A 26,586-nucleotide genomic window follows, 5' to 3' on the forward strand; every position below is an offset into this window, starting at 1 on the left:
TACACGCTGTACGCACCGCACCACTGCGGCGTAAGTACCGGGCTACTGCATTTACGGCTTGATCCTGATGGGTCCCGACTTCCACAGGCCACTGCGGGTTGCCGTGCCCAGTTCGATCTGCGCGGGCTCAGCCGGAACGATCGTCTCGAACCGGCGCAACGAGCCCCAGTCGCGGCCCCAGTCATGCGACAGGTAGGTCGACATGACGTGTGCGCGCAGCAGGAGGTCGGTGATGCCGAGCAGGCCGCCGTTACGGCCGTCCTCCCAGGTGTCGGTGTCTTGTTTCTTGGCGGTGTAGTCCGGGGTGATCCGGAACTTCGGCAGCTCGGTGACACCGTTGGCGTGCAGCATCGGCTGCTGGCACGGGAAGGCCAGGCCCACCGCCCAGTCCATCAACACCGGCTGCGTGGAACCGACGTACTCCTGTACCGACCGCAGGTCGGGCACTCGCGGTGGTGTGACGGCCAGCCAGTCGCCCTGGGACAGCGAGCGGTCCTGCGCGACGATGCGCACTGTGGTCGCGTCGGCCGGGATCGCCGAACGCGGGTAGCGCAGGTTGCGCCACGACGGCGCCGGGCCGAGATCGTACGGGCTGACCCGGCCGGCGGGCACCGGGGCGCCGTCCGGTCCGGGCCTGCCGTACTCCAGCTCGACGGTCTGTCCGTCGGTGAAGCCATTGAGAACGCTGAGTCCCGCGATGGTTCCTGCGGCGGTGACGACGACCAGGGGGTGACCATTGTCGTTGGGCGGCAACTGGTACCACGCGGAGGTCAACGTGGCATCCTGCTGCGGGCCGACGAGATAGCTGCCTGCCAGCGGAACCCTCGCCGGGTCGAGGCCGTACGGCAGCGGCACGGTCGAGCCGTTCACGCCCGGCGTGTCCAGCTTGATCGGCTGATCCCAGTCGTAATCCGTGCCGGGCTGCGGATTGGTCATCCGGATTGCCTCGGCCACAATGTGTTCCGGTACGCCACTGGGTGTGAAGCCGACCGGGTTGGTGCCGCCCAATGGGCCGAGCGGTCCGTAATCACCAGGCAGGGGGGTCAGGAACCCGGCGTTGGCGTCCGGCTCCACCAAGACGTCGTCGGCCAGCCCGCAACCGCCGGAGAACGATCGCAGGTTGGCCCAGGCGTTCGAATAGGTGGGGTACTGGCGCACCACGCCTGCGGCCATCGAGGCGATGAACACCAGCACCATGAATCCGGCCGCCAGCGGGATCGGAGCGGTGGTCACGGCCCGGGCGATGCGGCCCTCGCCGTGGTCTCGGGTGCTGAAGTGCAGCCACGTCGTGTAGATCGCCGACACCACGAACAGTGCGAAAAATATCGTGCTGACCGTGATCCCGGCGATCCGCGGCATGGCGTTGTTGAACGGCGCGCCGTAGCTCGACACATACCACCAGCCATTGGTGGTGGCGAAGCACAGCGCGAGCAGGAAGAACACCGCGGTGACTACTGTCATCCGGTTGCGCGACCATCGCAGTACCGCTGGTGAAGCCAGCACGGTGGCCAGCGCCGCCATAGCCGCACCGACCGCGGCGAACAGCCCGAAGTGATGCACCCACTTGGTGGGGGTGAACATCAGGAAGAACATCGTCGCGAAGATGACGCCCATCAGCCGCCACGCCGGGCCGCGGGCCACGCCGGGAACGCGCTTGCGGCGCAACATGATGAACATCGACACGAACAGCGACAGCGCGGTCATCAGGAAGCCGAACCGCCGTGACAGCGAGCCGTCCACGGTCGGCAGGATCAGGTAGTAGTACCGCAGGTTCTCGGTGTACCAGGCCTGACTGGGTCCGATGTCGGTGCGAATCCTGGTGGCTTCCAACACCGTTGCGAATGTCTGGTCGGCGAACACGACGGTCAGGATGATCGTGCCCGCGGCCAGCAACGGCAGCACCAGCGGCCAGGTGCCCACCACCGCGCGCCTGCGCACCAGGATTCGCACAATCGGCCGGCCGCCGGCGATCAGCGCGGCGACGGCGATCAGGCCGGTGGGCTGAATGCCGAGGGTGAACGCCGCGCTGACGATGGCCAGCGCCGCCGGGGTCAGTCGGCCGGAGATCACCGCGCGTTCGATGAGCACATAGGTGATCAGCGCGCCGGTCGCGATCTGGCCCTCGGGGCGCAGGCCGTTGTTGAACGGCATCCACGCCGCCATCAACACCAGGCCCGCCGCCCACAGTGCGGGTCGGCTCGCGATCACGGCGGGCCCCAGCCGGGGCAGCACTTCGCGGGACAGCAGCAGCCAGCAGACCAGCGCACAGATCAAGTCCGGCAACCGCATCCAGATGCTGGCGTCGCTGACGTGAGTCATCAGTGCCAACACGTTGTAGAACCAGCCGAACGGATCCTCGGGACTGCCGAACCAGCGGAAGTAGTTCGACATGTAACCGGCGTGATCGGCGACGCGCGCCATCTGCAGGATGTAGCCGTCGTCGGAGGAGTTGGCTCCGATCACGTGCCAGATCAGGAATCCCGCCACCACGGTGACGTCGACCGCGGTGAAGGTGCGCCAGCGCTGCGGAATCCAGGAGTGCATGCGGCGCCCGTCGAGGCGGTCCAGCCGCCACAGGGCCACCAGCGCGATCACGGTGGCGGTCATCGCCAGCAGCATCGCGGCGAGCTTCAACACCGTTGGGGTGGTGGAGAACCGGGTGTCGATCGTCGCCGAGACGGTCAGCCCCGGCGGCGCCGGACCGACCAGATCGGTGAAGACCCCGACGATCGCGGGCCGCAGGTTGGGGTCGGCAAAGCCGCTGCGCAACTCCTTGCCCGTCGATGGATCGGAGAGCCCCACAAACGTCGCGAACGTGCCGCCCGTGGTCGAGGTGATCTCGATGCGCTGACACTGCGCGGATACCGCCCGCGCGCGCGGCACGCTCGCGACCACCACGTTGCGGTCGGTGATGTCCACGCGCTGGGCGGTGACGTTGACGAACAGCGAATTGAGCGCCGCCTCTTTGCCTTTCTGCGGCGCGAGCCCCAGCACCATGCCGCCGGCGGGCGGCATGGACCGGATCACATCGCAGGGGACCGTAGCCGTCACCGACACCGGTGCCTGCGAGATCAGCGGGGCGGTGACGTTGGTCAGCTGACCGGCCTGCGGCCAATTCAGCGTCGCGGTGGTCTGTTCCACCGGCAGCAGAGGAGTCAGCACCGACAGCACGAAGCCCACCAGACCGGCGACCGCGGCCACCCAGCGGGTGACCCGAACGTCGCCGGCGGCGTCGCGGGCGTTGGCCGCGAGAGTCTGTGTCATGGCAGTGCCCTGATCGGTCCGCTACGGCTCCAACCGAATGCCGTCTTGGTGCCCTGGTCGATGACAGCGTTCGGGGCCTGCGACGACGGCACCAGCCGGATGTAGCGCTCGATCGCACCCCAGTCGCGATACCAGTCGTCGCGCAGGTACGTCGGGACGGTCGCGGTGGTCAGCAGTCCCTGAATGAACAGGAACGGCCCACCGGCACGGGCGGATTGCCACATATTGCTCGACACCACCACCTGCTTGAGGTTGGGCAGGATCCGGTACTCCGGAAGTTCGGCTACGCCGAGGTGCTCGGAGAACGGGCGCTGGCACGGGAAGTTCGCGGCCGTGGCGATGTCCATCATCACCGGCGTCTGCGAACCGAGGAACTGCTGAGCGGTCTCCAGGACCGGCACCCGCGGCGGGGTGAAGCCGAACCACTGATCGGTACTCAGGTTCGGATCGTCGGCGACGATGCGCGCGACGTTGGCCTCCGGCGGTGCCCATGACAGCGGGAAACGTAGGTTCCGCCAAGCCTTTTGAGCGATCACATCGATGGGTTGCACCGAGTTCAGCGCCTGGAAACTGCCGTCCGGCCGCTGCACACCCCACTGCAGCTTGAGTGACTGTCCATAGTTGAACTGGCCCTCTTCGTCGTAGAACCAGATCGCGCCCGCAGCGGCGACGGTCACCAGCGGCCGGTCCGGGGTGCGGGGCGGCAGCTGATACCACGCCGAAGTCGCCTTGGCGGCAACGGTGTTCTCGTTGTAGCTGCCCATCACGGGGGTGGTCTTCGGGTCCAGCCCGAACGGCAGGAACACCCGCGAACCGTTGACTCCGACCGGGCCGTAGCCGCCGCCGGTGCCCGCGGCGAAGGCGATGCCCGCGTTGGGTTTGTTGGGTGACCCGTCGGAGTTGACGGTGCCGGGGTTGGCGACGAACGGCTCGGCCGGCTCCAGGGTGTCACTGATGCCGTTCGGGGTGAAGCCGACCGGATTGTCCCCGCCGAGCGGGCCGTACTTGCCCCACTTCTGGCCCGGAACCGGTTGCAGCATACCGGCATTCGGGTCCGACTCGACCAGAACGTCGTCGGCCATCGCGCAGCTGGCGTCGGACAGGCCCGACTTCAGCGCGGAGACGTTGGCGGCGGCGGTGGTGTAGGCCGGGTAGCGCTGCACGAAGGCCTTGGTCATCGAGCCGACCTCGAGCAGCACCATGATGATTGCGAAGACCAGCAGCGGAGTGGACGCAAGAGCCCGGTTGCGGCCGGTGTTCTTGACCTCGGTGTGTCCGGCGTAGTCCATCCGGAAGTGCAGCCAGCCGGCGGTCAGGCCGGACAGGATCGCGAGGCCGAGGAACATCGTCGTCACGGGCTGATGGGCGATCACCGGCTGACGGTCGAACCAGGGCACGCCGTAGTTGCCGACGTAGAACCAGCCGTTGGTACCCGAGGTCGCCCACGCCAGCACGAACAGCAGGGCGGTGACGTACAGGGCGAGGTTGCGTCGGTTGTGTAAGCCGACGCGGGCAAAGGCGAACGCGGTGACCGCGCCCAGCGCCCCGGCCAGTCCGGCGAACGCACCGAACTGCACAGCCCACTTGGTCGGGGTGAAGTGCAGCAGCAGCAGGCCGATCGCGGTGCTGCCGAGCAGCCGCCACACCGGGCCGCCGGCCACCCCGGGGACATGGCCGCGGCGCAGCAGCACCGCCAGCATGCCGAACAGGCACAACAACATCACCAGGACCGCGAAGCGGCGGGTCAGTGAGCTCTCTGAATTGTCCTCGACGGTCAGGAAGTAGTACCGCAGGAAGTCCTGATACCAGGCGATCGTCGGGCCGACGACGTACTTGATGCGGGCGGATTCGGCGACAGCGGCCAAGGTCTGGTCGCGGAACACGACGACGAAGATGACCGACAGTGCGGCGGCGAGCGCGGCCAGCGGCGCCAGCAGGCCGTCGGTGCCGCGCCGGGCTTTGATGACCCGGGCGACGGCGCGCGCGCCGACGAGCAGCGGCGCGATCGCGATCAGGCCCTGCGGGGCGAGCGTCACGCTGAAGACGGCGACGACGATCGCCAGCGCCGCCGGAATCAGCCGACGGGTGGCGATGGCGTTCTCCACCAGGATCCACGCCGCCAGTACGCCGAATGCGATCAGCGGCTCGGGTCGCAGCCCGTTGTTGAACGGCAGCCACGCGGCCAGGAACACCGCGCCCGCGGTCCATACCGTCACCCGGTTGAGCGACAACCGCCTGCCCAGCCGGGGCAGCACACAGCGACTCAGGATGAGCCAGGTGCCGATGCCGGCGATCGTGGCGGGCAGCCGCATCCACACGCCCGCGGTGCTGATCGCGGCGAGGTGGGCGAGCACCGACTGGTACCAGTCGAAGGGCGCTTCGGTGGTGCCGAAGTAGCGGAAGTAGTTGGCGGTGTAGCCGGCCTCGCCGGAGACCCGCGCGATGGTGAGGTTGTAGCCGTCGTCGGAGGAGATGGCGCCGATGACATGCCAGAGCAGCAACCCGCCGATCACCCCGACGTCGGCCACCCAGGTGGCGGCGCGGGCCTTGAACAGCTGTCGCCACGCTCCTCGGACGCGGCGCCCCCCGCGCCGGTCGAGCACGCCGAGTGCGACCAACGACGCCACCACGCAGGCGATCCCGAGCACCATCACCGCGATCTTGAGTGTGCTGGGGGTGGTGATGAACCGGGTGTCGATGTCTATGTGGGCGCTCAACCCCGGCTGCGCCGCGACCTTCAGGTCCGTGAAGATGCCGGCGACCTGGGGCTTCTTCTCTGGGGCGAGGGTGCCGGTGGCGCCGGGGATGCCGACGAAATCGGCGCCGACGCCGCCGGGGCCCGCCCAGATCCGCAGTTCGCGACAGCTACCCGCGGCGATGGCCGGGCGGGGCGCCACGGCGGCGACGGTGTCCCGGAACGCGACGACGACGGTAGCGGCGTTGGCACGCACGAACAGCCCGTTGCGGCTGGAGTCGATGCCCGCCGGCGGGATCGTCGAGAAGACCAGGCCGCCCTCGGCGGGCAGCGTGGCGATGGCCTGGCAGGGGATCGACACCTCGAGCGACTGCGGCGCGCCCGATACCAGCGGCGCGGTGATATCGCTGACCAGGCCGTCCGGGCCGGGCGCCTGCGGCCACTGGATGCTGGCGGTGGTCTGTGTGACCGGCAGCAGCGGCACGACACCGCACAGCAGGACACCGAGGATGCCGGCTATGACGGCGACGAGCCGGGCGATCCGGGTGGAGTCGGCTCTGTCGCTTGGCACGAGGGTCGATGGTAGGCGACGAAGGTGTGCCGGTTCGGAAGGCCTGCGGGCGCCACCGCGAATCGAGAGGCGAATGTTAGGTAGGTCGCAGCGGCGCCGGGCTCCACAGCCCGCCGCGGGTGGCGGTGCCGAGATCGAGGCGGGCCGGCTGGGCGTCGGGATAGAACGGGTTGAGCCGCTGTAGGGCGCCCCAGTCGCGGAACCAGTCGTCGCGCAGATAGCTCGGCACCGTGACCGCGCGGTACAGCAGTTCGCTGATGCCGAGCGGCCCGCCGCCGATGTTGTCCATCACCGGCGAGTTGGCCTCGGCGCCGAACCGGTCCGGCAGGATCCGCCACTTCGGCGGTTCGATGACGCCGTACCGGTGCGCGAACGGCCGCTGGCACGGGAACGCCAGTCCGACAAGCCAATCCAGCAGCACAGGGTCCTGCGACCCGACCACATCCTGCAGGCTGCGCAGCTTGGGGATGCGCGGTGGGGTGATCGCGATCCAGTGCTGGGGCGCGAGGTCGTCGTCGGTGGCGACGAGACGGATGCGGGTGGCGTCGCGCGGGATCGCGGCCAACGGGGCGCGCAGGTTGCGCCACGCCGGTGCGGCGCCGACGTCGCCGAACAGCACAGAGCCGCCCGACTTGCCTTCGGCGGCCTGTTGGTCGGTCGCCCACTGCACCTGGACCTCGTCCTGGTCGAATCGGCCCGCGGCCGCGACGACGAGCAATGGGGAAGCGGACCAGTCGGCGGGCAGCTGGTACCAGGCCGAGCGCAGTACGGCGGGTTGTTGCACGCCGGCGCGCCAGCTGCCCATCACGGGTGTGCGGGCGGGGTCAAGGCCGTAGGGCAGCCGGGCGCGGGATCCGTTGACGCCGGCCGCGACCGTGGTGCCGCCTTCGGTGCCGGCCTCGCTGCCGGTGACCAGCCCGTCGCTGTCGACGAAGCTGCCGCCGCCGGGCGGCTCCAGCACCGGGTCCGCCGACACGTCGGCGGGGATTCCGTTGGGGGTGAAGCCCTGTGCCGTCGTCGCGGCGAGCGCGTCGCCCACCGATACTCCGACGATCGGGGCCAGTGTCCCGGCGTTCGGGTCCTCTTCGACCAGGACATCGTCGGCCAGCCCGCAGTTCTTGCCCGTCAGTGCCTGCAGATTCGAGCGGCCGACCGACCACGCCGGCCACTGCTCGGTCATTCCCAGCGTCAGCGACAGCACCTCGAAGACCACCAGCAGCCAGGCCATCGTGGCCAGCGGCGAGCCGACGAAGCGCGACCACCACCGGGTGCGCGCGGGGCCGCCGGTGTCGCGGCCGGAGAAGTGGAACCAGGCGGCCACCAGCAGGGCGAGTACGGTCAGGCCGAGCAGCATCGTGGTGAAACCGAAGTGCCATTCCGGGAACTGGTTCGACCACGGCACACCGAAGTTCGAGACATACCACCAGCCGTTGACACTGGCGAACGACAGCGCGGTGATGAACAGGACCGCGGCGGCGAAGATCGCCCGGTTTCTTCGGGATCGCAAGACATGCGCGGTGACCGCGACCGCGGCCAGCGCACCCAGTGAACCGGCCAGCCCGGCGAACACCCCGAAGTGGTGCGTCCACTTCGTCGGGGTGAACATCATCGCCAGGAACGAGATGATCGTGATCCCGATGATGCGCCTGCTGGGGCCGGCCGCGGTTCCGGGGATGTGCCCGCGACGCAGGATCATCGCCACCGACACCGCCAGTGCTACGAGCAGCGCCAGCACCGCGAACCGCCGCGCCACCGAACCGTCGGGGCTGGCCATGAACAGCCGCTCGTACCGGATGTGTTCGTCGAACCAGCTCAAACTGGGGCCGACGGCCGACTTGAGCATGTTGGCCTGAACCTCGCCGATCAGGGTTTGATCGCGGAAGATCAGGATGAGCGTGACTGTCCCGGCTGCCAGGATCGGTGCGAGCAGGGGCAGCAGCCCGAACTGGCGGGCGCGTCGGTGCAGGATCGTGCGCAGCGGACCGATCGCCACGAGCAACGCACCGATCGACGCGATTCCGGTCGGGCCGGAGAACAACGTCAGCGCCCCGATGATGCAGGCGAACGCGACCGGAAGCAGCCGGCTGGTGGCCACCCCACGCTCGACCGAACACCACGTCAGCAGGATGCCCAGCGCGATGATCGGCTCGGGCCGCAGGCCGTTGTTCAGCGGCAGCCAGAACGCCAGGAACATGCCGGCCGCGGTCCAGACGGCGGCGCGGCTGGACTTGACGGCGTGGCCGAGCCGGGGGATCACCTCGCGGCTGATCAGCCACCAGCACACCAACGCCATGCCGAGCGTCGGCAGCCGCATCCACACGCTGGATGCCGAGACGTGCGCCCACAGCGCCAGCAAGTCGTAGTACCAGCCGAACGGCGCCTCCGGGGTGCCGAACCAGCGGTAGTAGTTGGCCATGTATCCGGCGTGCTCGGACACCCGGGCCATGGTCAGGATGTAGCCGTCGTCAGAGGTGTTGGCGCCGACGAAGTGCCACCAGACCAGGACCACCAGCACCAATCCGTCCAGCGGACTCACCGACCACCAGCGCGACGGCAGGAACCGCCGCTGCCGGACCCCGTCGGCGCGATCCATGACGTGCAGCGCGCCGAGCGCGACGATCGTCAGCACCACGCCGAGCACCATCGCGGCCATCTTCAGCGCGGTCGGTGCGCTGCTGTACCGGGTGTCGATGGTGGCGTGAAGACTCAGCCCGGGCGGTGCCGGTCCGGTCAGATCGGTGAAGACGCCGACGATCTGGGGCCGGAAGTCGTAGCCGCTGCGTTCGCCGGCGAGCGGCTTGCCGGGAGCGGTGCTGTCGGCCCCCTGGGTGAGACCGACGAACTCGGCGGTCACCCGGTCGGCGTGCGCCGTGAACGTCAGCTTCTGACAGGCCGGGCTGAGCACCTGGCTCATCGGGGCGACGACGACGGGGGTGTTGCGGACCACGACCACGAGGTCGTCGTTGGCGCGTTGGATCAGCAGCCCGCGGTCGACGGCCTTGGGTGCCTGCTTGGGCACCGTGGACAGCAACACCGTCTTGTCGGGACTGTTGAGCCCGGCGGCCGCGCGACACGGCACGTCGATGGTCAAGTCGGTTGCCACATAGCTGATCAGCGGCGCGGTGACGCTGTTCAGCACGCCATTCTGCGGCCAGTTCAGCTCTGCGGTGGTTTGCTTGACCGGCAGCAGCGGGGTGAGGATCGCCAGTCCGGCGCCCAACAGACCTGCGATGACAGCGACAAGACGGGCGGTCCGGTACTTCGCCCGCGTCTCGTTCACGGAGCTAGATATTAATTGGCGGTCCGGGACGGCCATCGCTACGGATTCCGGATGGCCACGACGAAGGGTCCGATCGTCTTGACGGTGAAGTGCGGTCCGTTGAAGAGACTGACGTCGAAGTCGACGGTGTAGCGCCGCACATTGGGCTGGTTGGGGTAGACATCCTGCGCCAGCCGCAGGGTGTAGGTGTCATTGGCGCCGCGGCGCATCAGGAACACCGTCGGGGGCCGCCACGGCAGTGTGTCGAGCGCGTGGGCCAGCTGGTCGGCGGTCTTCAACTCGGCCCAGGATTCGATGGCCGCCGCCCGCTTGTCGAACTCGGCGAGCGGGTTGGCGTAATGCGATGTCAGGCCCTGGAACCCGTAGTACGGGTAGTAGGACAGGAAGCTGTAGTCGGCGGTCAGCACAACGGTCTCCTGGCGGGGCCGACCGGTGATCTTGGTGATGGCGGCGTCGACTTCGGCGTAGTACTTCTCGGCTCCGGGTGGCCGCCGGTCACCGCGCTGGCCGTAGCCGTCGGTGTCGGTGTAGGCGACGGTCAGATCGGGGCGCAGCACGTCGGGGATGTCCTGGCTGAAGCCGACGGCCCCGATCAGCCCGATGGCCGCGGCGGCTCCGATGACCGTGCGGTTGGTCCGTGCGGCGATCGCGAGCGTCACGTCGATGAAGCCGAACACCCCGGCTGCCGACAGCAGAACGGTCAGGGTGGGTTGCAGCCGGAACGACAGCAGGGTGGTGCCGAGCAGTGTGGTCAGCATCGACAGCATCGACCACACGTAGACGGTCAGCACACCGATCCCGAGTGCGGCTGCTCTCGTGGACGAGCGCGCCCGCCATACCAGCCACAGCGTTCCGAGCATGCACAGCGCGCCCAGCAGCGAGAACTGCAGCATCGGGAAGGTGAGGACCGCGCCGTCGGCGGGCAGGTAGTGCTGGGCGCTGCCGGTGTCGCTGAGCGGATGCCGGACGGCTTGCAGCAGGAACGGCAGCCAGGTGATCGCGGCGATGGCCAGCGCGATGACGCCGGCGACCGCCAGCCGCAGCAGCGGTTCGGCGTTGCGCCGCGCGATCGCCACGATCAGTCCCATCACCACGACCGTGAACGCGGTGTAGCCGACGAGCAGGGTGTAGAAGGTGGCCGAGACGCCGAGGAACACCCCGACGCCGACGACGGCCGCCCAGCCGCCCTGTCGGGTCTTGCCGCGCAGTCCCGACCACGCGAGCACCAGGACCGGCGGGATGAGGACGGTGATGATCGCGGCGTAGGGCTCCGGGGAGCTGTAGGCCAGGGTCACCGCGGTGGTGGCGACGGTGACGATCAGTGCGTACTCGAACCGAATCATGGCCGACCACAACGTCATCGCGAGCACGACGGCGATCGCGATCGAGACGATCGCCCACGGCTTCAGGATCTCCCAGCCTGGAGTCCCGGTCAGGGTGGCGACGCGCCCGCCCAGCCAGAACCAGCCTGGCGGATAGAACGGCGGCAGACCGATATAGGTCATGTCGTGCAGTGCGGGGCTCTGCGTGAGCCGGGTCAGATACTCGGTGCGGAACTGTTGGTCGACGGAGATGCCGAACAGATAGAGGCGGGTCGCGCCGAGTGGCATGCCGAGGGTGACCACCGTGAACGCCGACAGGAACACCGCCGCGCCGATGCGGGCAGCCCACTCATATCCCTTGCGCCAGACGAATCCGGTACCCAGCAGCAGGACCAGGCACCCCACCTGCCCGACGGTGGTCAGCGCGTGCAGTTGGTTGGACGACGGGAAGGCCGGCCACTGCACCCTAGAGATCGCGATCAGCGCGATGGTCGAAACGGTCACGGCTGCAACGACTGCCGCAGCCATCTGGCCGACGGTGGCCAGCGCGCCCTTGGTCACCGGGCGGCCTGCTAGATCGGCAGCTTGCGGAAAATGGGGCGCGGGATGTGCCGGATCACGGACATCAGCACCCGCACCTGGCCGGGCGCCCACACCAGGGTCTTGCCCTTGGCCGCGGAGGTGACGGCCAGTTCGGCGACATCCTCGGCGTTCACCGTGAACGGTGCTTCCTTGGCGCCGGTGGCCTTCCAGTGCTCCAGCGTGGTGGTGGTGCGCACCTGGCCGGGACGGATGACGAGGACGTGAACCCCATACTCTTGCAAGGCCTCTCCGAGACCGAGGTAGAAGCCGTCCAGGCCGGCCTTGGTGGAGCCGTAGACGAAGTTGTTGCGGCGCACCCGTTCCCCGGCCACCGAGGACATGGCGATGATCTGGCCGAAACCCTGGGCGCGCATCTTGTCACCGATCAACACCCCCACCGAGACGGCCGCGGTGTAGTTGATCTGGGCGCTCAAGACCGCCTTCGACTGGTTCTGCCAGAGTTCCTCGGCGTCGCCGAGGATGCCGAACGCGACGATCGCCACGTCGACATCGCCGTTTGCCCAGGCCTTTTCGATGACGTCCGGATGACTTTTGGTGTCCAGTGCGTCGAAGTCGAGGTACTCGACCGAGCTGGCGCCTGCGGCTTCCAGCTGGGCGATGGCGGCGTCACGCTTGGGGGCGTTCGGCAGATCGGCCAGGATGATCCGGGCCTTGGCGTTGCGCAGATAGCGCGTGCAGATGGCGAGGCCGATCTCGGAGGTTCCGCCCAGCAGCAGGATGGTTTGCGGATTGCCAGTGGCGTCGATCATGTCTGTGGGGGATGCCTTTCTACAGCAGTTCGAGTCGGCGGGCCATGTCGGAGGCGAACACGCCGTCCGGATCGGCCTTGCGGCGCAGTGCAATCCACTCGTCGATCCGCGGATACATGCGATGGAACTTTTCGGCGCTCACCCGTGAGTCCTTGGCGGTGTAAACGCGTCCGCCGAATTTCATCACCCGATCGTCGAGCTCGTTGAGGAATCCGTTGACACCGGGATTGTTCGGGAAGTCCATGGCCACGTTCCAGCCGGCCATCGGAAAGCTCAGTGGCGCCGGGTTGCCGGGACCGAAGAGCTTGAACACATTCAGGGCCGAGTAGTGGCCCTGGGTTTGTATCCACCGGATGATGTCCTTGAATTCGTCCAGCGCGTCCGGCGGCACCAGGAACTGATGCTGCGCGAAACCGGCTGGGCCGTAGGCATATTGCCACCCGGTCGTGATGTCCAGCATGTGGTAGAACTGCGTCAGATTGACGATCTTGTTCTGGTAGTTGCCGCTGACCCGGTAGAACGCTTCGCCGACGAGGCTCAGTGAGAGCTTGTTCATCACGCTGACCGGGAAAACGTTCGGCACCGCAGGAAGTTTGGGTGCGGTGAACTGCAGCGGGTTCTTCGCCAGTTTGTCCGGCAGTTGGTCCAGCCGGGCCAGGCTGCCACGGCTGACCGCGGCGCGTCCCAGCTTCGGCGGCGGATTGATCAGATCGAACCAGGCGCTCGAGTAGGTGTAATTGGCTTCGCTGCCGTCCTGGTGGACCGCAACCGTCTCGTCGAGATCGGCGGTGGCGATTCCGTCGGCGATGAAGTACGCCGTCTCGGTACGGGTCATCGCGATGCGCGCGCGAATCACGATGCCTGTCAAGCCATTTCCACCAACGGTGGCCCAGAACAGAGCGGTGTCTTCGTCTGAGCCGCCCGTTGGCGCCAGCGTGTGAACCTCGCCGTCGGCCATCAGCAGGTCCAGCGACAGCACGTGGTTGCCGAAACTGCCTGCGCTGTGGTGATTCTTGCCATGGATGTCGGATCCGATTGCGCCGCCCACGGTGACCTGGCGGGTGCCTGGCAGCACCGGCACCCACAGTCCGAACGGCAGCGCGGCCTTCATCAGCTGATCCAGGCTCACCCCGGCGTCCACGTCGGCCACCGCGGTGTCGGCGGACAGCGAATGGATCCGGTTCAGCCGGGTCATGTCGACGATGATTCCGCCGCCGTTGCACGCTTGGTCTCCATACGAGCGACCGAGGCCGCGTGCCACGATCCCGCGGCGCAGGTACGACGGGCTGGCGGAATCGGCGTCGGCGACCCGGCGGACGGCGTCGGCGATCACCTCCACGTCGGGAGTGGAGAGCACCTGGGCCACGCTCGGCGCAGTTCGGCCGAATCCGGTCAGGGAACGCGGCGTGAGGGGAAGTGCGGTAGCCATATCAGTGCCAAAGGTTACCCGGCCCCCCTACTTCAACCGGAATATCACCGCTCGCTGGACCACGAAGTTGATGACTGTGGCGGTGCCCTGCGCGATGACGAAGGCCACCGGGACCTGCCAGGAATGGCCGGCGAACTTCAGATAGAACAGGTAGTTGATGCCCACCTGTACTGCATAGGTGAGGGCGTAGAGGACGACCACGGCGATGAAGCGGGCCGTGCTCGGCGGCGCCTGGAAGGTCCACCGGCGGTTGATCAGGTAGGCCGTGGTCGTGCCGGCGATGAAGCTCAGCGTCTTGGCCACATTGACCTGCAGGCCGAGCGTGAGGAACAGCACGTAGAGCCCGAAGTCGACGATGGCCGACAGCCCGCCGGTGACGATGAAGCGCACCATCTGGGTCTTGAGGCTCAGGGGCGCCGTCGGGGCTGATTCGGCCACGCCGGAAGCTTACTGATTTACCTGGGTCGCTTCCCTGTCGGTGGGCGGTGCACCATGGTGGTGTGCAGGATCTGCTTGAGTCGTGGGCGGCACTGCTGTCCCGGTATACCGATGACCCGGCCGTAGCCGAGGTGGGCCGTGACTTGGTGGCGTCCTGGTCCGAAGCCCACCGCCGCTACCACTCCGTCGAGCACTTGCGGGACATCCTCGGCCACGTCGAGGAGCTGGCCGAATTCGCCGACGATCCGGACGCTGTGCGGCTCGCGGCGTGGTACCACGACGCGGTCTACGCCGGCCTTCCCGACGACGAGGAACGCAGCGCCCAGCTCGCCGAGCAGGACCTCTCCCGCCTGGGCGTGCAGCCGCAACTGGTCGACGAGGTGGCTCGCCTGATTCGGCTGACCATCACGCACGATCCCGCTCCGGGCGATCACAACGGCGAGGTGCTCTCCGATGCCGACCTGGCGGCGCTGGCCGCGCCGAGGGACCGCTACGAGCGCAACACCGCGGCGATTCAGGCCGAGTACAGCCACGTGCCCAGCGAGGTGTTCCGTCGGGGTCGGGTGCAGGTTCTGGTGGCGCTGCTGGGCGGGCCGGGTGTCTTCCGCACCGAGTACGCCCGGCGCGAATGGGAGTCGTCGGCCCAGGGCAATCTGCGGGCCGAGCTGGCGGCGCTGACGGGCTGACGGGTTGAGCGGCTTCATCAGCACTGGTAGTGACGCCTGACCTTCACCGAAGGCCGTTCGACCCTATGGGCGTGGCCGGTTCGCGGCGGAAGATCTGCCCATGACAGTCGAACAGGATCCGATCGTGGTACTCAGCGACCATGAGAGTTGGGATCGTCTGAAGAGCGCTGCGCTGGGACGCCTGGTGACGCAGATCGGCGATCAGCTGGAGATCTTCCCCGTCAACTTCGTGACGCAGAACCACACGGTGCTGTTCCGGACGGCCGAGGGCACCAAGCTTTTCAGCACGGTGATGAACGAGAAGGTGCTCTTCGAAGTCGACGACCACACTGTCTCGGATGGCTGGAGCGTCATCATCCGCGGTACCGCGCGGGTGCTCACCGCGGCCGATGACATCCATGAGGCCGAGCGCGCACAGCTGTTGCCGTGGATCGCGACCGAAAAGTTGCGCTTTGTGCGGATCACCCCAAGTGAAGTGTCCGGCAGGCGCTTTGTGTTCGGGCCGGAGCCGGACCGCGGGTCGTATCCCGGTTAGAACGGCGGTGGCCGGTTGCGTTCGGCGACACGGGCGTCGTTCAGTGCGCGTTCACCGGTGATGCGGTAAGCGCGTTGGGCGGCCCGGGTGTGTCGTCGGGTGGGCATCATGATGCCGATGGGGGGTGGGGGTTCGCTTTTCGGCGACGGCAGCTTCGCGGTGGTGGTGTTCCATGTGGGCATGAGCAGGCGGCTGCCGGGCCGCGTGGTGTAGGTGCGGCCGGTGGGGGAGGTCCAGGTGATCGTGCCGTCCGGGTGCTGACGGTCGGACCAGCCGGCGTAGAACGTCTTGAGCAAGTGGTGCTTTCGGCACAGACAAGCCAGGTTCGACGGGTGGGTGGGGCCGAACGGCCATGCCGTGGTGTGGTCGATGTCGCAGTATTCGGCGGCCACATCGCAATTCGGGAATCGGCAGGTCATATCCCGCATCCGCACCCACTCGTCGAGCGCGGTGGAAGGCCGGTAGTGCGGCTCGGGCTCGTCCTTCGGGCGGCGCAGATGGCGGACCCTGGCCCCGGACCTGATGAGTTCGGCCAACAGCGGCGCGGGGACGATGCCCCGGTTGCCGCTCAGCACTCCACGAGGTGCCTGCAGGCCTGGCGCGGGCTGAGGTTCAGCGGGTTTTTCGCCGTGGATGGCCGGATCGGGTTGGGCGTCGACCCCATCGGCGTCGGTGACGACGTGCACCACCACGCTGGTGGCGCGGGCGTCGTCGTCGGCGGCGGGGCACTCGGGGTTCTCGCACAGGCAGGCCAACCGGTCGGCTCCGGCGCCCAGCGCGCCCAGGGCATCGGCGCGGCGCTGGGCGATGGTGCGGGGGTCGTCGTCACACACCGAGTAGGCGATACGGGTCAACCGGCGTCGGACGATCTCGCCATCGGTGGCCGAGAGCTGTCCGGTGATCTCGGCGGTCCCGGCTGCGGTATCGACGGTGATCACGATGTCGCGATCGCGTACCCGCGACCGCACCCGTCGCACGGCACCCGGGTCGTAGCGATCCACCCAGTAGTCGATCGCGCGTTGCAGCTTCAGCGTCGACAGCGCACCCCAGGTCGCCGCGTCCTCGGCGATCGCCTTGTCCACCAACGTCAAGGCCGCGCGGTCGCGGATCAGGTCGGTGCGGTCGGTGATCGCCTCACACACGCGGTAGCTCAACACTCCGGCCAGGAACAGTTCGGTCACTCGCGGCAGCCGATGCCGTAGCGAGGTCGCCATCAACATTTCACCCGAGGCCCGACCCGTCGTGATCCCCAGCGCCGCCGACACTTCGGCCGCGGCGGCATCCCACTCATCGCAGGCCCAATGCGCGCGCTCGTCATCAGCGCAGCGCCGCGCCACCAGCTCCCCGATCCAGGCCAGGCGCCGGGCCGCGTCCTGATTCTCGGCGCGCGCGAACTCGACGATGGCCCCCACCACCGCCGCATCATGCGCCTGGCGGGTATCGAACATGTGTTCGAGTGTGCCAGATGGCTATGACAGGTTTGCTACACCCAGTACGGAACCCGCGCCCGGTACTGCCGCAGGGCGAACGCCGCGAGCAGCCAGCCGAGCAGCGTCAATCCGATCACGACGGCCCAGTGCCGAAGGTGCTGGTCGGCACCCAACAGGGGGGCGCGCAGGATGTCGAGGTAGTGCAGCAGCGGATTGAGTTCGATGATCTTGGCCCAGCGGCCGGCGCCCTGCTGCTGCAGTGTGTTGTCGTTCCAGATGATCGGCGTCATGAAGAACAGCAGCTGCACGATCGAGAACAGCAGCGGGCCGATGTCGCGGTAGCGGGTGGCCAGGATGCCGAAGCAGAACGACACCCACACGCAGTTCAGCATGATCAACAGCAGCGCCGGGATCGCCGACAAGTCCGCCCAGGACCACGGTTTCGGGAAGATGATCGCGATCACCACGTAGATGACGATGTTGTGCCCGAACAGGATCATCTGCCGCCACACCAGCCGGTAGACGTGCACGCTCAGCGGTGTCGGCAGCTGCTTGATCAGCCCCTCGTTGGCGATGAACACATCGGCGCCCTCGAGGATCGCGGCGTTGATCATGTTCCAGATGATCAGGCCGAGCGTCACATACGGCAGGTGCTCGGACAGCTTGAGGTGGAACAGCTGTGAGTACAACCCACCCATCGCGACCGCGGTGGTGCCGGTCGCGATCGTGATCCAGAACGGGCCGAGCACCGAGCGGCGGTACTTCTGCTTGATGTCCTGCCAGCCGAGGTGCAGCCACAGTTCGCGCTTGCGGAACCCGTCGAGCAGATCGCCCCACGCGCGGGCGAAGGTCTTCGACTGCGCGGCGGCGTCGACGATCGTCATCTTGTTCCTTTCCCGTCGCTTCGCTCGCCCCGGAAGAACCTTTCGTGCCTACCCAAGCGCCGCAACCGAATCCATTCGGCGAAGCCTTTCGGGTCGCGGCGCTGGACCAAGAAGAACCATCCGAAGCGCACCCACTCCTGCGGTACCAGCTTGCGCATACCGCGCTGCGCCTGCAGGTAGCCGCGGTTGCGATAGGTGAAGTACCGCTTGGTCGGATCGTCCGGATATTGGGTGTGCATCTTGCCCCCGAGGATCGGCTTGAACTCGTCACTGCCGTACGGATGCAGGTAGGTCGCATCCAGGCAGGTGCCGAACGGCAAGCCCGACAACACCAGTCGACGGTGCACGTCGACCTCGTCGCCTCGGATGAACAAGCGGATGTCCGGCATGCCCACGGCCATCAGGGTTTCGGCGCGAAACAACGCTCCGTTGAACAGTGATGCATACCCCGGGAGTAAATCGTGGCTGCCCAGTTCGGCGGTGTGGCGACGCCACACCAGGCCCTGCCGCACGGGGAAGGCGAAGCGGTCGGGATGGTCCATGTCGCAGACCATCGGCGAGACCTCGGCCAAACCGTGGCGCTGTGCACAGGCCAGCAATCTGGCCAGCACCTCGCCGTCCATCGGCCGCCCGTCGTCGTCGGCCAGCCACACCCAGTCCGCACCCAGCGACAGCGCATGCAGCATGCCCAACGCGAATCCTCCTGCGCCGCCGAGGTTTCGGCGGGACCCCAGATAGGTGGTCGGCACGGGCTGCCCGGCGACGAGGTCGCGCACCCGCTCGTCGTCGTCGTTGTCGACGACGATCAGGTGGTCGACCATCCGGGTCTGGGTGGTCAACACACCCAGCGATTTGGCGAGTTCGTCGAGGCGGCGATGAGTGACGACGACGGCGCACACCAGGTCGGTCACGGGGTGGCGACCCCGTCGGACCAATCGGACTTGTGCTCGTCCAACACTTCCCGCACATGCCGGGCCGCGTCCTCGCCCTCATAAGCCCGCACGACGTCTTCGATGCCGCCGGACATTTTGATGGTGCCGTGGTCGATCCACATCGCGGTCTTGCACAGCCGCGCCAGGAACTCGTTGGAATGGCTGGCGAACACCAGGATTCCGGAACGCTCGACCAGCTTCTGCAGCCGTGTCTGCGCCTTCTTCAGGAAGTCCGCGTCCACCGCGCCGATGCCCTCGTCGAGCAGCAGGATCTCGGGATCGATGCTGGTGACCACGCCCATGGCCAGTCGCACCCGCATGCCGGTGGAGTAGGTGCGCAGCGGCATCGAGAGGTATTCACCGAGTTCGGTGAAGTCGGCGATCTCGTCGACCTTGGCCATCATCTGCTTGCGGGTCTGCCCCAGGAACAGGCCGCGGATGATGATGTTCTCGAAGCCGGAGATCTCCGGATCCATCCCGACGCCGAGGTCGAACACCGGCGCGACCCGGCCGCGGACCGTGGCCGACCCACGGGTCGGTTCGTAGATCCCGGACAGCAACCGCAGCAGCGTGGATTTGCCCGCGCCGTTGTGGCCGACGAGGCCGACGCGGTCGCCCATCTTCAGCGACAGCGTGATGTCTCGCAGGGCCTCGATCACCACGACGTTCTCGGTGTTGCGCCCGATCGCGCCGCCGGCGGCGCCGAGGAAGGTCTTCTTCAGCGACCGCGTCTTGGCGTCGAAGATCGGAAACTCAACCCAGGCGTCACGGGTTTCGATGTAGGGGTCGTCGGCAGGCACCGGGGTCTCGGCTAGAGGTACTGCCCGGTGCCGTGACCGGGGGCTCCGGGCGGGCCGGGCTGTCCGATGCCGGGCGGCAACGCACCCTGGCCGCGCATGTGCTCCAGCTGCGCGCGCGCCGCCATCTGCTGGGCGAACAGCGCGGTCTGGATTCCGTGGAACAGGCCCTCGAGCCAGCCGACCAGCTGCGCCTGCGCGATCCGCAGTTCGGCGTCGGACGGGATGCTGTCCTCGGTGAACGGCAACGCCAGCCGCTCGAGCTCGTCGCGTAACTCGGGGGCCAGGCCGTCTTCGAGCTCGCGGATCGAGGTCGCGTGGATTTCACGTAGCCGGGTGCGGCTGGCGTCGTCCAGCGGTGCGGCGCGCACCTCTTCGAGCAGCTGCTTGATCATCGTGCCGATGCGCATCACCTTGGCCGGCTGCTCCACCAGGTCGGTCACGGAGCGCCCGTCGGCGTCGCCGTCGCCCTGGTCGGCACCGGTGATGATCTCGATGTTGTCGTCGTCTGTGTTCGTCGTCATGGAGTGAGCATTCCCTCGTCGCCCATTGTTACCGGGTGTCCTGCGGTGCAGATCCGCGCCATTCGTAGATGCGGGCCTCGCCGTTGTCGTAGATCTTCGTCCACGACTTGGACTTGTCTAGTGACACTAGTCCGTCGGGCATGACGAACCCGCGAACCACCGGTGCGCTCGTCAACACGTAGCGGATGTTCAGTGCCTTGACCGCCTCGGCGATCCGCGGATCGTGGTCGGCGTCGTCGGCGTAGGCCCAGAAGATGAAGCGGTGATAGCCCGGACCCTGCTGCACCGGGTAGTCGTAGTGGGTCCACAGCGGATGCAGGCCGGCCACCGCGTACATCCACGCCGTGCCGTCGACGTTCGCGTCGCCGATCAGGGTGTCGCGGGCGCCGGGCAGGGTCGCCAGATAGGCAAAAGCCTGCAGATCCTTGTCGTCGATGATCACCCGGTCGTACTTCTCGCCCATCAGGTATCGGTGTCGCGGGAAGTAGTGCCAGGCCAGCCCGACGCTGACGGCCACCAGCAGCACCGCGGTCGCGCCGATCCAGAACCCGCGGTCGGGCTCCCGGGCGGCGGCCCAGCGTCGGGTCACCCGGCGGGCGCCGGCCACCAGCAGCAACGCCAGCGAATAGAGCGCGATCCCGGCCATCGGTGTCAACAGCAGCGTCACCACCGCGGACAGCCGCCTGGGGTCGCTGTAGAACAGGTCGCTGTACTTGCCGACGATCGTGCCGAGCGGGCCGCCGAACGGCGCGCCGGAATGCACGATCGACACGATCAGCACCAGCCAGACCGCCGCCGGCCACCAGATCCGCTTGGTCAGCAGCAGCACGAAGCCGGCTGCGGCCAGCGCGACGATGGCGTTCTGGATCGGGAAGTCGTTCAGGTGCCGGGTGTGCTGGACGATCGCGTTGAACAGTGTCCGTTTGCGGCCCAGGTGGGTCAGGAATGCATGCCCGGCGATGACCTCGGCCTGCTGCAGCACGCCGAGGAACTGCGGTAGCAGCACCGCCAGAGTGGGCACGGCGATGACCACCAGGGTGAGGAAGTCGCGTGCCCGGCCCAGCGCCGGCCGCCACAACGCGTCCAGCAGCCACCACGCCACCACGAACGTGACCACCACGACCCCGCCGGTGATGTGCACCGAGAAGACGCCGACCAGCGCGATCACCGCCATCGGGATGCGGTCGCGGTTGCGCAGACACGACGCGATCAGCACGAACGCGGGTATGGCGACGCCGTAGGCCGCCATGTTCGGCATCGAGGCGGTGTCGAACTCGACGTAGGGCACCGAGGTGAACGACGCGGCGAGCGCGGCCGCGGTGGCTGCCGCACCGGCGGTGCGCCATTGCGAGGTGCCGCGGGACCGCAGCAGCTGCCAGGTCAACAGTCCCGCGCTGAGCGGGAACAACCAGACCGCCGCGGCCAGCGAGCTCAGCGTGTACGCGGTGGTCGGGGCTGCGCCGGTCAGCTGGGCCAGCACGGCGCCCAGCGCATGGAAGACCGAGGGGTAGTAGAGCGCCGCGTGGGTTTCGACGTTGCGCAGTTCGCCCATGTGGGTCGACGACGCCTGACCGGTGTCGAGGATCCAGCGGATGGTGTTGGCGTGCCAGACGGAGTCCCAGTTGCTCGGGATGGACTGCCAGTAGGGCATGCCCCGCCAGGCGGCGATGCCGATCAGCAGCGCGCCCAGGATCACCCCGGCGGCCACGGTCAGCGCGGGCCACAGTGACACGTCGTCGGCGGTGGGGGCTGCGGCGCGGTACCGGGCGAGCAGAATCCGCAAACCGAACACGGCCGCCGTCACAACGGCCAGTGCCAGCAGCGCCGTCCAGGCGTTCCAGCCGATGCCGATCGCGCCGAACGGGATGATGGCCAGGCCCACAACGCCGTACGTCAGCACCGGCCCCACGCCGAGTGCGACGTACCAGCGCAGCCGCCCGGCCAGCGCCACCACTGCACCCGGCAGGATCAGCAACAAGACCGCGATCAGGACTCCGAACCCGAAGCTCACTGGACTAGTATGGCTGGCCAGGTGAACCTGCCCTTATCGCCCACCGGCGAGGACCGCAGGCGCCATCGCTGTCTCAATAGCGCAATCACCGACGCTCTAAGGTGGGCTCATGGCATACGACGTCGCCCGGGTGCGTGGTCTGCACCCAGCATTGGGCGACGGGTGGATGCGCTTCGACGCCCAGGCCGGGATGCTGATCCCCGAGTCGGTGGCGACCACGGTGTCGACGGCGTTTCGCGGTTCGGTGCCCAACACGGCCAGCCCGCATCCGGCGGCCCGGCGCAGCGTCGCTGTTCTGGACGCCGCCCGCCAGGCGGTGGCCGACCTGGTCAACGGTGACCCGAGCGGGGTGGTGCTCGGCGCCGATCGCTCGATCCTGCTGACGTCGCTGGCCGACGCGTCGTCCTCGCGTGCCGGGATCGGCTACGAGGTGGTGGTCAGCCGGCTCGACGACGAGGCCAACATCGCGCCGTGGCTGCGTGCGGCCAACCGGTACGGAGCCAAGGTCAAGTGGGCCGAAGTCGACATCGAGACCGGTGAGCTGCCGTCGTGGCAGTGGGAGAGCCTGATCACCCCGCCCACCAGATTGGTGGCCATGACGTCGGCGTCCTCGACCCTGGGCACGATCACCGACGTGAGTGCCGTCACCAAGCTCGTGCATGACGTCAGCGGGTTGGTGGTCGTGGACCATTCGGCCGCGGCGCCGTATCAGTTGATGGATCTCGACGAGACCGAAGCCGACGTCGTCGCGCTCAACGCACCGGCGTGGGGCGGACCGCCGATCGGCGCGCTGGTATTCCGCAACCCGTCGCTCATCGACAGTTTCGGCTCGGTGTCGATGAACCCGTACGCCAGCGGACCGGAACGACTCGAACTCGGCGGCCACCAGTACGGCTTGCTGGCCGGAGTGGTCGCGAGCATCGAATACCTGGCCGGACTCGATGAGTCGGCGCGGGGTAGCCGACGCGAAAGGCTTGCTCTCTCAATGCAATCCGCTGGGTCGTACCTCAGCGGACTCTTCGACTACTTGATGGGCTCGCTGCGATCGCTGCCCCTGGTGATGGTGATCGGCCGCCCGGAGGCGCACATCCCGGTCGTCAGCTTCGCGGTCACCGGGGTGCCTGCCGAGCGGGTGGTCCAGCGGCTGGCGGACAACGGAATTCTGGCTGTGTGCAACGCCAATTCCCGGGTGCTCGACCTGATCGGCGTCAACGACATCGGCGGTGCGGTCACTGTCGGGTTGGCGCACTACTCGACGATGGGCGAAGTCGACCAGCTGGTGCGGGCGCTCGCGTCGCTGGGCTGAATTCGGCTCACGTCACTCGGTGACGGTGAGCAACACTTTCCCGAACGTCTCGCCACTGGCCAGCACCCGGTGCGCTTCGGCGGCCTCGGCGATGGGGAAGCGCGCTCCGATGATGGGCCGGACCCGGCCGTCGGCGATCATCGGCCATACCGAGGCCACCACCTCCTCGACAATGGCCTTCTTTCCGTGCGGTCCGTCGACGGGCCGGCCGCGCAACGACGTACCGATCACGTGCAGCCGCTTGGCGACCGCTTTGGCGATGTTGAATTCCGCTTTGATGCCGCCCTGCATGCCGATGATGGTCATCCGGCCGTCGGGTGCCAACGCGTCGAGGTTGCGATCGAGGTATGCCGCACCCATGATGTCGAGGATGACGTCCGCCCCGCGCCCATCAGTGGCATTATTGACGCACGCGACGAAATCCTCGTCGCGGTAAGGGATTAGGACGTCGGCCCCAAGTTCGCGGCACAGATCGAGCTTCGAGCGCGAACCCGCCGTCACCGCCACCCGATTGCCCAGGGCGGTGGCGACCTGGATGGCGTGGGTGCCGATCCCGCTTGCGCCGCCGTGGATGAGCAATAGGTCGCCCTCGGTAAGTCGCGCCGTCATGGCGATGTTGGACCACACCGTGCAGGCGACCTCCGGAAGCGCGGCCGCGTCGGGCAGCGAAATCCCGACGGGAACGGGCATCACCTGGCCGGCCGGCACCGCGACGTACTCGGCGTAACCGCCTCCGGCCAAGAGTGCGCAAACATCTTGTCCGACAGTCCATCCCGTCACACCTTCGCCCACCTTCGCGACGACGCCGGACACCTCGAGGCCGAGGATGTTGCTGGCGCCCGGAGGTGGCGGATAGTTCCCTGCCGCTTGCAGGAGGTCGGCCCGGTTCACCCCCGCGGTGTTCACCCGGATCAGGACTTCGCCCTGTCCGGGCGACACATCAGGGACTTCGCGCCAGGTCAGACGGTCGGACGATTCAGCGACGATGGCCAACATGGGCGTCAGGTTACTCCCGAGTCATTTCGGCCTCGTACGGCGCTGTGTCGCTTACGATTGCGCAATGGGAGGGATGATTGCGGGGCGGACCGCTAGTGAGATGCCGGGGTTGGATATAGCCGAGGAGAGGTCTTGGCAGAACTTCCTCGACGCTGCACTGCGTCTGTACGGAACACTGAATCGGGGGCTCGTCGACAAGCACAAATTGAGCTTGGTCGACGTCCGGCTGTTGGAAATTCTGGACAACTCGGAGACCGGCGCGGCTCGGATGGGTGATCTGGCCGAACAGCTGATGTCGTTGCCGAGTCGGGTGACCCGTCAGATTCGCCGGCTGGAGACCGCGGGACTCGTGCGCCGTGAGGCGAGCCCCGACGACGGTCGCGGAGTGTTGGCGAGCATCACCGACCTCGGCCGTGAGGTCGTCGAAGACGCGATGCTGACGTACGCCAAGGGAGTCCGGGAGAACTTCCTGACGCCGTTGTCTCGGCCGCAGATGGCGGCGATGGGGGAGAACTGCCGCCGGATCAGTGCCGCCTTGAAGGACGGCGGCAACTCGACGAGGGTCGGCCGCGTCTAACCGCTAGTCTTGTCGGCGGTGGCGTGGCAGAGCGGCCTAATGCACTCGCCTTGAAAGCGAGAGACGGCTAACACCGTCCGGGGGTTCAAATCCCTCCGCCACCGCTGCGTGGGCGCCGGTTGGTGCCCATCTGAATCCTGGCATTTCGCCCTTGGTCACCTGTGGGGCTGGCTCAGGACTTCTGTGGATCAGCTTGAGACGCGTGCATTGCACCGGCTGGCGGGCATACAAAGGATGTAAGGCGCCCAATAGGTAGCCGGACCCTTCTTGCGGAGCCGCCCGGAGTGACGGTGTCGGTCCGAAAAGTCGTGAAAGGTGCTGGTCAATATGTCCTCCCCTCGAAAGCTTCGGAAAAGCTTGGCTCTGGATAAGAGGTTGCTGGGTACTGTCGTCGGCGGCGGTGCCATCGCGGTCCTCGGCCTGTTCGGGCTCACCCATCCCGCGCCAGCATCTCTGACCCACACGGCCGACTCCGGCGACGAGACAAAGTTCCCCGCCTACTCCTCGCCCGCCGTTGCCGCCATGAACATGGGTGCGACCACGACGACGCAGCCCACCGACGAGCCGACGGCCCTGGAGGTCACCAAAGCGGTGCCGGCGATCAAGGCCGGCAAGTAACGGCTATTCGCCGGTGAACTCCGGCTTGCGCTTGGCGAACATCGCCGCGATGCCCTCGTTGAGGTCCTTGGACGGCAGGAACGCCGAATTCCAGGCCGCGACGTAGCGCAGGCTGGCCGCCACGTCGGCGGTGCGCTGTTCATCGAGGACGTCTTTGATGCCGTGCACAACCAGTGGCGAATTCGCCGCGATCTCGGCGGCCGTCTCGTGCGCCGCGGCCAGCGTGGCCTCGGGGTCCGGGTAGACGTCGTTGACCAGACCGATCTTCTCGGCGCGCGCGGCGTCAATGTCCTTGCCTGTCAACGCCAATTCGCGAAGATGCCCGTCGGACAGGATGTACGGCAGCCGGGCGAGGCTGCCCACGTCGGCGACGATGGAGAGCTTGACCTCGCGCACCGAGAACTTGGCGTCGGCGCTGGCGTAGCGGACGTCCACCGCACTGATGAGGTCGACTCCGCCACCGATGCACCAGCCGTGGATGGCGGCGATCGTCGGGGTGCGGCAGTCGGCCACGGCGGTGATCGATTGCTGCATGCGCTTGAGCTTGCCGTGGAACTCGACGCGAGGCCGGGCCGACACCTCTCCGGACATCGCACCGCCGATGGTGTCGCCCATCGCGACCAGGTCCAGGCCGTAGCTGAAATTCCGGCCGGAGCCGGTCAGCACGATCGCCCGCACGTCGGGATCTGCGTCGAGCTCACCGAAGGCCACCGGCATCTCTGTCCAGAACGCCGGGCCCATGGCGTTTCCTTTGCCCGGGCCGATCAGCGTGACCTGGGCAACGTGGTCCTTGACCTCGACGGTGAGGGATTCATACTGCTGGCTCATGCTCTGAAGGCTACGACGCCTGCCGCCGCCAGCGTCACTCCAGGGTCACCTGCGGTCGCCGGGCGGCTTCCCGAGGTCGGTTCGGGGACATCCGCCGAGCCCGACCGTACC

20 protein-coding genes and 1 tRNA gene are annotated in these 26,586 nt (G+C 67.5%); 6 read left to right on the forward strand and 15 right to left on the reverse strand.

What is annotated here, in order from left to right; translation table 11 throughout:
- Nucleotides 1-51: 51 nt before the first annotated feature.
- The 7 genes from AB4879_RS09735 to AB4879_RS09765 all read right to left on the reverse strand — a co-directional run bounded on the left by AB4879_RS09735 (nt 52) and on the right by AB4879_RS09765 (nt 14,306).
- The gene (locus tag AB4879_RS09735; RefSeq protein ID WP_370507423.1) at nt 52-3,264 is read right to left on the reverse strand and encodes an arabinosyltransferase domain-containing protein; all 3,213 of its coding nucleotides are present in this window, start codon (nt 3,262-3,264) and stop codon (nt 52-54) included.
- Nucleotides 3,261-6,530: an arabinosyltransferase domain-containing protein gene (locus AB4879_RS09740; protein ID WP_370507424.1), complete on the reverse strand. Its 3,270-nt coding sequence runs from the start codon at nt 6,528-6,530 to the stop codon at nt 3,261-3,263. Before AB4879_RS09740 ends, AB4879_RS09735 begins: the two co-directional genes overlap by 4 nt.
- Nucleotides 6,531-6,606: 76 nt before the next feature.
- Nucleotides 6,607-9,846, reverse strand: a complete 3,240-nt coding sequence (locus AB4879_RS09745; protein ID WP_370507425.1) for an arabinosyltransferase domain-containing protein — start codon at nt 9,844-9,846, stop codon at nt 6,607-6,609.
- A gap of 2 nt (nt 9,847-9,848) precedes the next feature.
- Nucleotides 9,849-11,660, reverse strand: coding sequence for a galactan 5-O-arabinofuranosyltransferase (locus tag AB4879_RS09750; protein WP_370507482.1), 1,812 nt, complete (start codon nt 11,658-11,660; stop codon nt 9,849-9,851).
- 44 nt (nt 11,661-11,704) lie between these two features.
- On the reverse strand, nt 11,705-12,484 hold the full coding sequence (locus tag AB4879_RS09755) for a decaprenylphospho-beta-D-erythro-pentofuranosid-2-ulose 2-reductase (RefSeq protein WP_102806060.1): 780 nt from the start codon (nt 12,482-12,484) through the stop codon (nt 11,705-11,707).
- Nucleotides 12,485-12,503: 19 nt separating this feature from the next.
- Nucleotides 12,504-13,913 carry an FAD-binding oxidoreductase gene (locus AB4879_RS09760; RefSeq protein WP_102806061.1) on the reverse strand — a complete coding sequence of 470 codons (1,410 nt, stop codon included), beginning with the start codon at nt 13,911-13,913 and terminating at the stop codon, nt 12,504-12,506.
- Nucleotides 13,914-13,940: 27 nt separating this feature from the next.
- Nucleotides 13,941-14,306: a GtrA family protein gene (locus AB4879_RS09765; RefSeq protein ID WP_102806146.1), complete on the reverse strand. Its 366-nt coding sequence runs from the start codon at nt 14,304-14,306 to the stop codon at nt 13,941-13,943.
- A gap of 107 nt (nt 14,307-14,413) precedes the next feature.
- Between AB4879_RS09765 and AB4879_RS09770 the strand changes: the two genes are divergently transcribed.
- Together AB4879_RS09770 and AB4879_RS09775 are read left to right on the forward strand one after the other, a co-directional pair.
- Nucleotides 14,414-15,037, forward strand: a complete 624-nt coding sequence (locus AB4879_RS09770) for a metal-dependent phosphohydrolase (RefSeq protein ID WP_370507426.1) — start codon at nt 14,414-14,416, stop codon at nt 15,035-15,037.
- A gap of 100 nt (nt 15,038-15,137) precedes the next feature.
- Nucleotides 15,138-15,572 (forward strand): pyridoxamine 5'-phosphate oxidase family protein, encoded by a 435-nt coding sequence (locus AB4879_RS09775; RefSeq protein ID WP_102806062.1) that lies wholly within the window; start codon nt 15,138-15,140, stop codon nt 15,570-15,572.
- Here AB4879_RS09775 and AB4879_RS09780 read toward each other — a convergent pair.
- The 6 genes from AB4879_RS09780 to AB4879_RS09805 are packed head-to-tail and all read right to left on the reverse strand — an operon-like array spanning nt 15,569 to nt 22,150.
- Nucleotides 15,569-17,020 (reverse strand): DUF222 domain-containing protein, encoded by a 1,452-nt coding sequence (locus tag AB4879_RS09780; RefSeq protein ID WP_370507427.1) that lies wholly within the window; start codon nt 17,018-17,020, stop codon nt 15,569-15,571. The genes AB4879_RS09775 and AB4879_RS09780 overlap by 4 nt on opposite strands.
- A gap of 35 nt (nt 17,021-17,055) precedes the next feature.
- A complete protein-coding gene (locus AB4879_RS09785; protein ID WP_370507428.1) occupies nt 17,056-17,886 on the reverse strand; it encodes an ABC transporter permease in 831 nt (276 codons plus the stop codon).
- The gene (locus tag AB4879_RS09790; protein ID WP_370507429.1) at nt 17,883-18,797 is read right to left on the reverse strand and encodes a glycosyltransferase; all 915 of its coding nucleotides are present in this window, start codon (nt 18,795-18,797) and stop codon (nt 17,883-17,885) included. Before AB4879_RS09790 ends, AB4879_RS09785 begins: the two co-directional genes overlap by 4 nt.
- On the reverse strand, nt 18,794-19,618 hold the full coding sequence (locus AB4879_RS09795; RefSeq protein ID WP_083121829.1) for an ABC transporter ATP-binding protein: 825 nt from the start codon (nt 19,616-19,618) through the stop codon (nt 18,794-18,796). The genes AB4879_RS09790 and AB4879_RS09795 overlap by 4 nt, the downstream gene beginning before the upstream one ends.
- Before the next feature lie 11 nt (nt 19,619-19,629).
- A complete protein-coding gene (locus tag AB4879_RS09800) occupies nt 19,630-20,139 on the reverse strand; it encodes a bacterial proteasome activator family protein (RefSeq protein ID WP_102806067.1) in 510 nt (169 codons plus the stop codon).
- A gap of 28 nt (nt 20,140-20,167) precedes the next feature.
- Nucleotides 20,168-22,150 (reverse strand): DUF6541 family protein, encoded by a 1,983-nt coding sequence (locus AB4879_RS09805; protein ID WP_370507430.1) that lies wholly within the window; start codon nt 22,148-22,150, stop codon nt 20,168-20,170.
- Between the two features lie 109 nt (nt 22,151-22,259).
- Here AB4879_RS09805 and AB4879_RS09810 point away from each other — a divergent pair, with 109 nt between their 5' ends.
- A complete protein-coding gene (locus AB4879_RS09810; RefSeq protein WP_370507431.1) occupies nt 22,260-23,456 on the forward strand; it encodes a cysteine desulfurase-like protein in 1,197 nt (398 codons plus the stop codon).
- Between the two features lie 12 nt (nt 23,457-23,468).
- On the opposite strand, the gene AB4879_RS09815 is transcribed toward AB4879_RS09810, so the two are convergent.
- Nucleotides 23,469-24,452, reverse strand: a complete 984-nt coding sequence (locus tag AB4879_RS09815; protein WP_370507432.1) for an NAD(P)H-quinone oxidoreductase — start codon at nt 24,450-24,452, stop codon at nt 23,469-23,471.
- Nucleotides 24,453-24,516: 64 nt separating this feature from the next.
- Here AB4879_RS09815 and AB4879_RS09820 point away from each other — a divergent pair, with 64 nt between their 5' ends.
- The 3 genes from AB4879_RS09820 (at nt 24,517) to AB4879_RS09830 (ending at nt 25,647) form a co-directional block, all read left to right on the forward strand.
- On the forward strand, nt 24,517-25,029 hold the full coding sequence (locus AB4879_RS09820) for a MarR family winged helix-turn-helix transcriptional regulator (RefSeq protein ID WP_102806071.1): 513 nt from the start codon (nt 24,517-24,519) through the stop codon (nt 25,027-25,029).
- A 17-nt stretch (nt 25,030-25,046) separates the two neighbouring features.
- Nucleotides 25,047-25,133: transfer RNA gene (locus AB4879_RS09825), tRNA-Ser, on the forward strand.
- 271 nt (nt 25,134-25,404) lie between these two features.
- Nucleotides 25,405-25,647, forward strand: coding sequence for a hypothetical protein (locus tag AB4879_RS09830; protein WP_083121823.1), 243 nt, complete (start codon nt 25,405-25,407; stop codon nt 25,645-25,647).
- A gap of 3 nt (nt 25,648-25,650) precedes the next feature.
- Here the strand turns inward: AB4879_RS09830 and AB4879_RS09835 are convergent, their stop codons facing one another.
- A complete protein-coding gene (locus tag AB4879_RS09835) occupies nt 25,651-26,475 on the reverse strand; it encodes a crotonase/enoyl-CoA hydratase family protein (protein ID WP_102806073.1) in 825 nt (274 codons plus the stop codon).
- Between the last annotated feature and the right edge of the window lie 111 nt (nt 26,476-26,586).

The sequence above is a fragment of the Mycobacterium sp. SA01 genome (assembly GCF_041287105.1).
Lineage (GTDB): Bacteria > Actinomycetota > Actinomycetes > Mycobacteriales > Mycobacteriaceae > Mycobacterium.

Coding starts and splice junctions, on each gene's coding strand:
- AB4879_RS09735 (WP_370507423.1), bottom strand. CDS start 3,264: ATGACACAGACTCTCGCGGCCAACGCCCGCGACGCCGCCGGCGACGTT.
- AB4879_RS09745 (WP_370507425.1), bottom strand. CDS start 9,846: ATGGCCGTCCCGGACCGCCAATTAATATCTAGCTCCGTGAACGAGACG.
- AB4879_RS09750 (WP_370507482.1), bottom strand. CDS start 11,660: ATGGCTGCGGCAGTCGTTGCAGCCGTGACCGTTTCGACCATCGCGCTG.
- AB4879_RS09755 (WP_102806060.1), bottom strand. CDS start 12,484: ATGATCGACGCCACTGGCAATCCGCAAACCATCCTGCTGCTGGGCGGA.
- AB4879_RS09760 (WP_102806061.1), bottom strand. CDS start 13,913: ATGGCTACCGCACTTCCCCTCACGCCGCGTTCCCTGACCGGATTCGGC.
- AB4879_RS09765 (WP_102806146.1), bottom strand. CDS start 14,306: ATGGTGCGCTTCATCGTCACCGGCGGGCTGTCGGCCATCGTCGACTTC.
- AB4879_RS09775 (WP_102806062.1), top strand. CDS start 15,138: ATGACAGTCGAACAGGATCCGATCGTGGTACTCAGCGACCATGAGAGT.
- AB4879_RS09780 (WP_370507427.1), bottom strand. CDS start 17,020: ATGTTCGATACCCGCCAGGCGCATGATGCGGCGGTGGTGGGGGCCATC.
- AB4879_RS09785 (WP_370507428.1), bottom strand. CDS start 17,886: ATGACGATCGTCGACGCCGCCGCGCAGTCGAAGACCTTCGCCCGCGCG.
- AB4879_RS09800 (WP_102806067.1), bottom strand. CDS start 20,139: ATGACGACGAACACAGACGACGACAACATCGAGATCATCACCGGTGCC.
- AB4879_RS09810 (WP_370507431.1), top strand. CDS start 22,260: ATGGCATACGACGTCGCCCGGGTGCGTGGTCTGCACCCAGCATTGGGC.
- AB4879_RS09815 (WP_370507432.1), bottom strand. CDS start 24,452: ATGTTGGCCATCGTCGCTGAATCGTCCGACCGTCTGACCTGGCGCGAA.
- AB4879_RS09820 (WP_102806071.1), top strand. CDS start 24,517: ATGGGAGGGATGATTGCGGGGCGGACCGCTAGTGAGATGCCGGGGTTG.
- AB4879_RS09835 (WP_102806073.1), bottom strand. CDS start 26,475: ATGAGCCAGCAGTATGAATCCCTCACCGTCGAGGTCAAGGACCACGTT.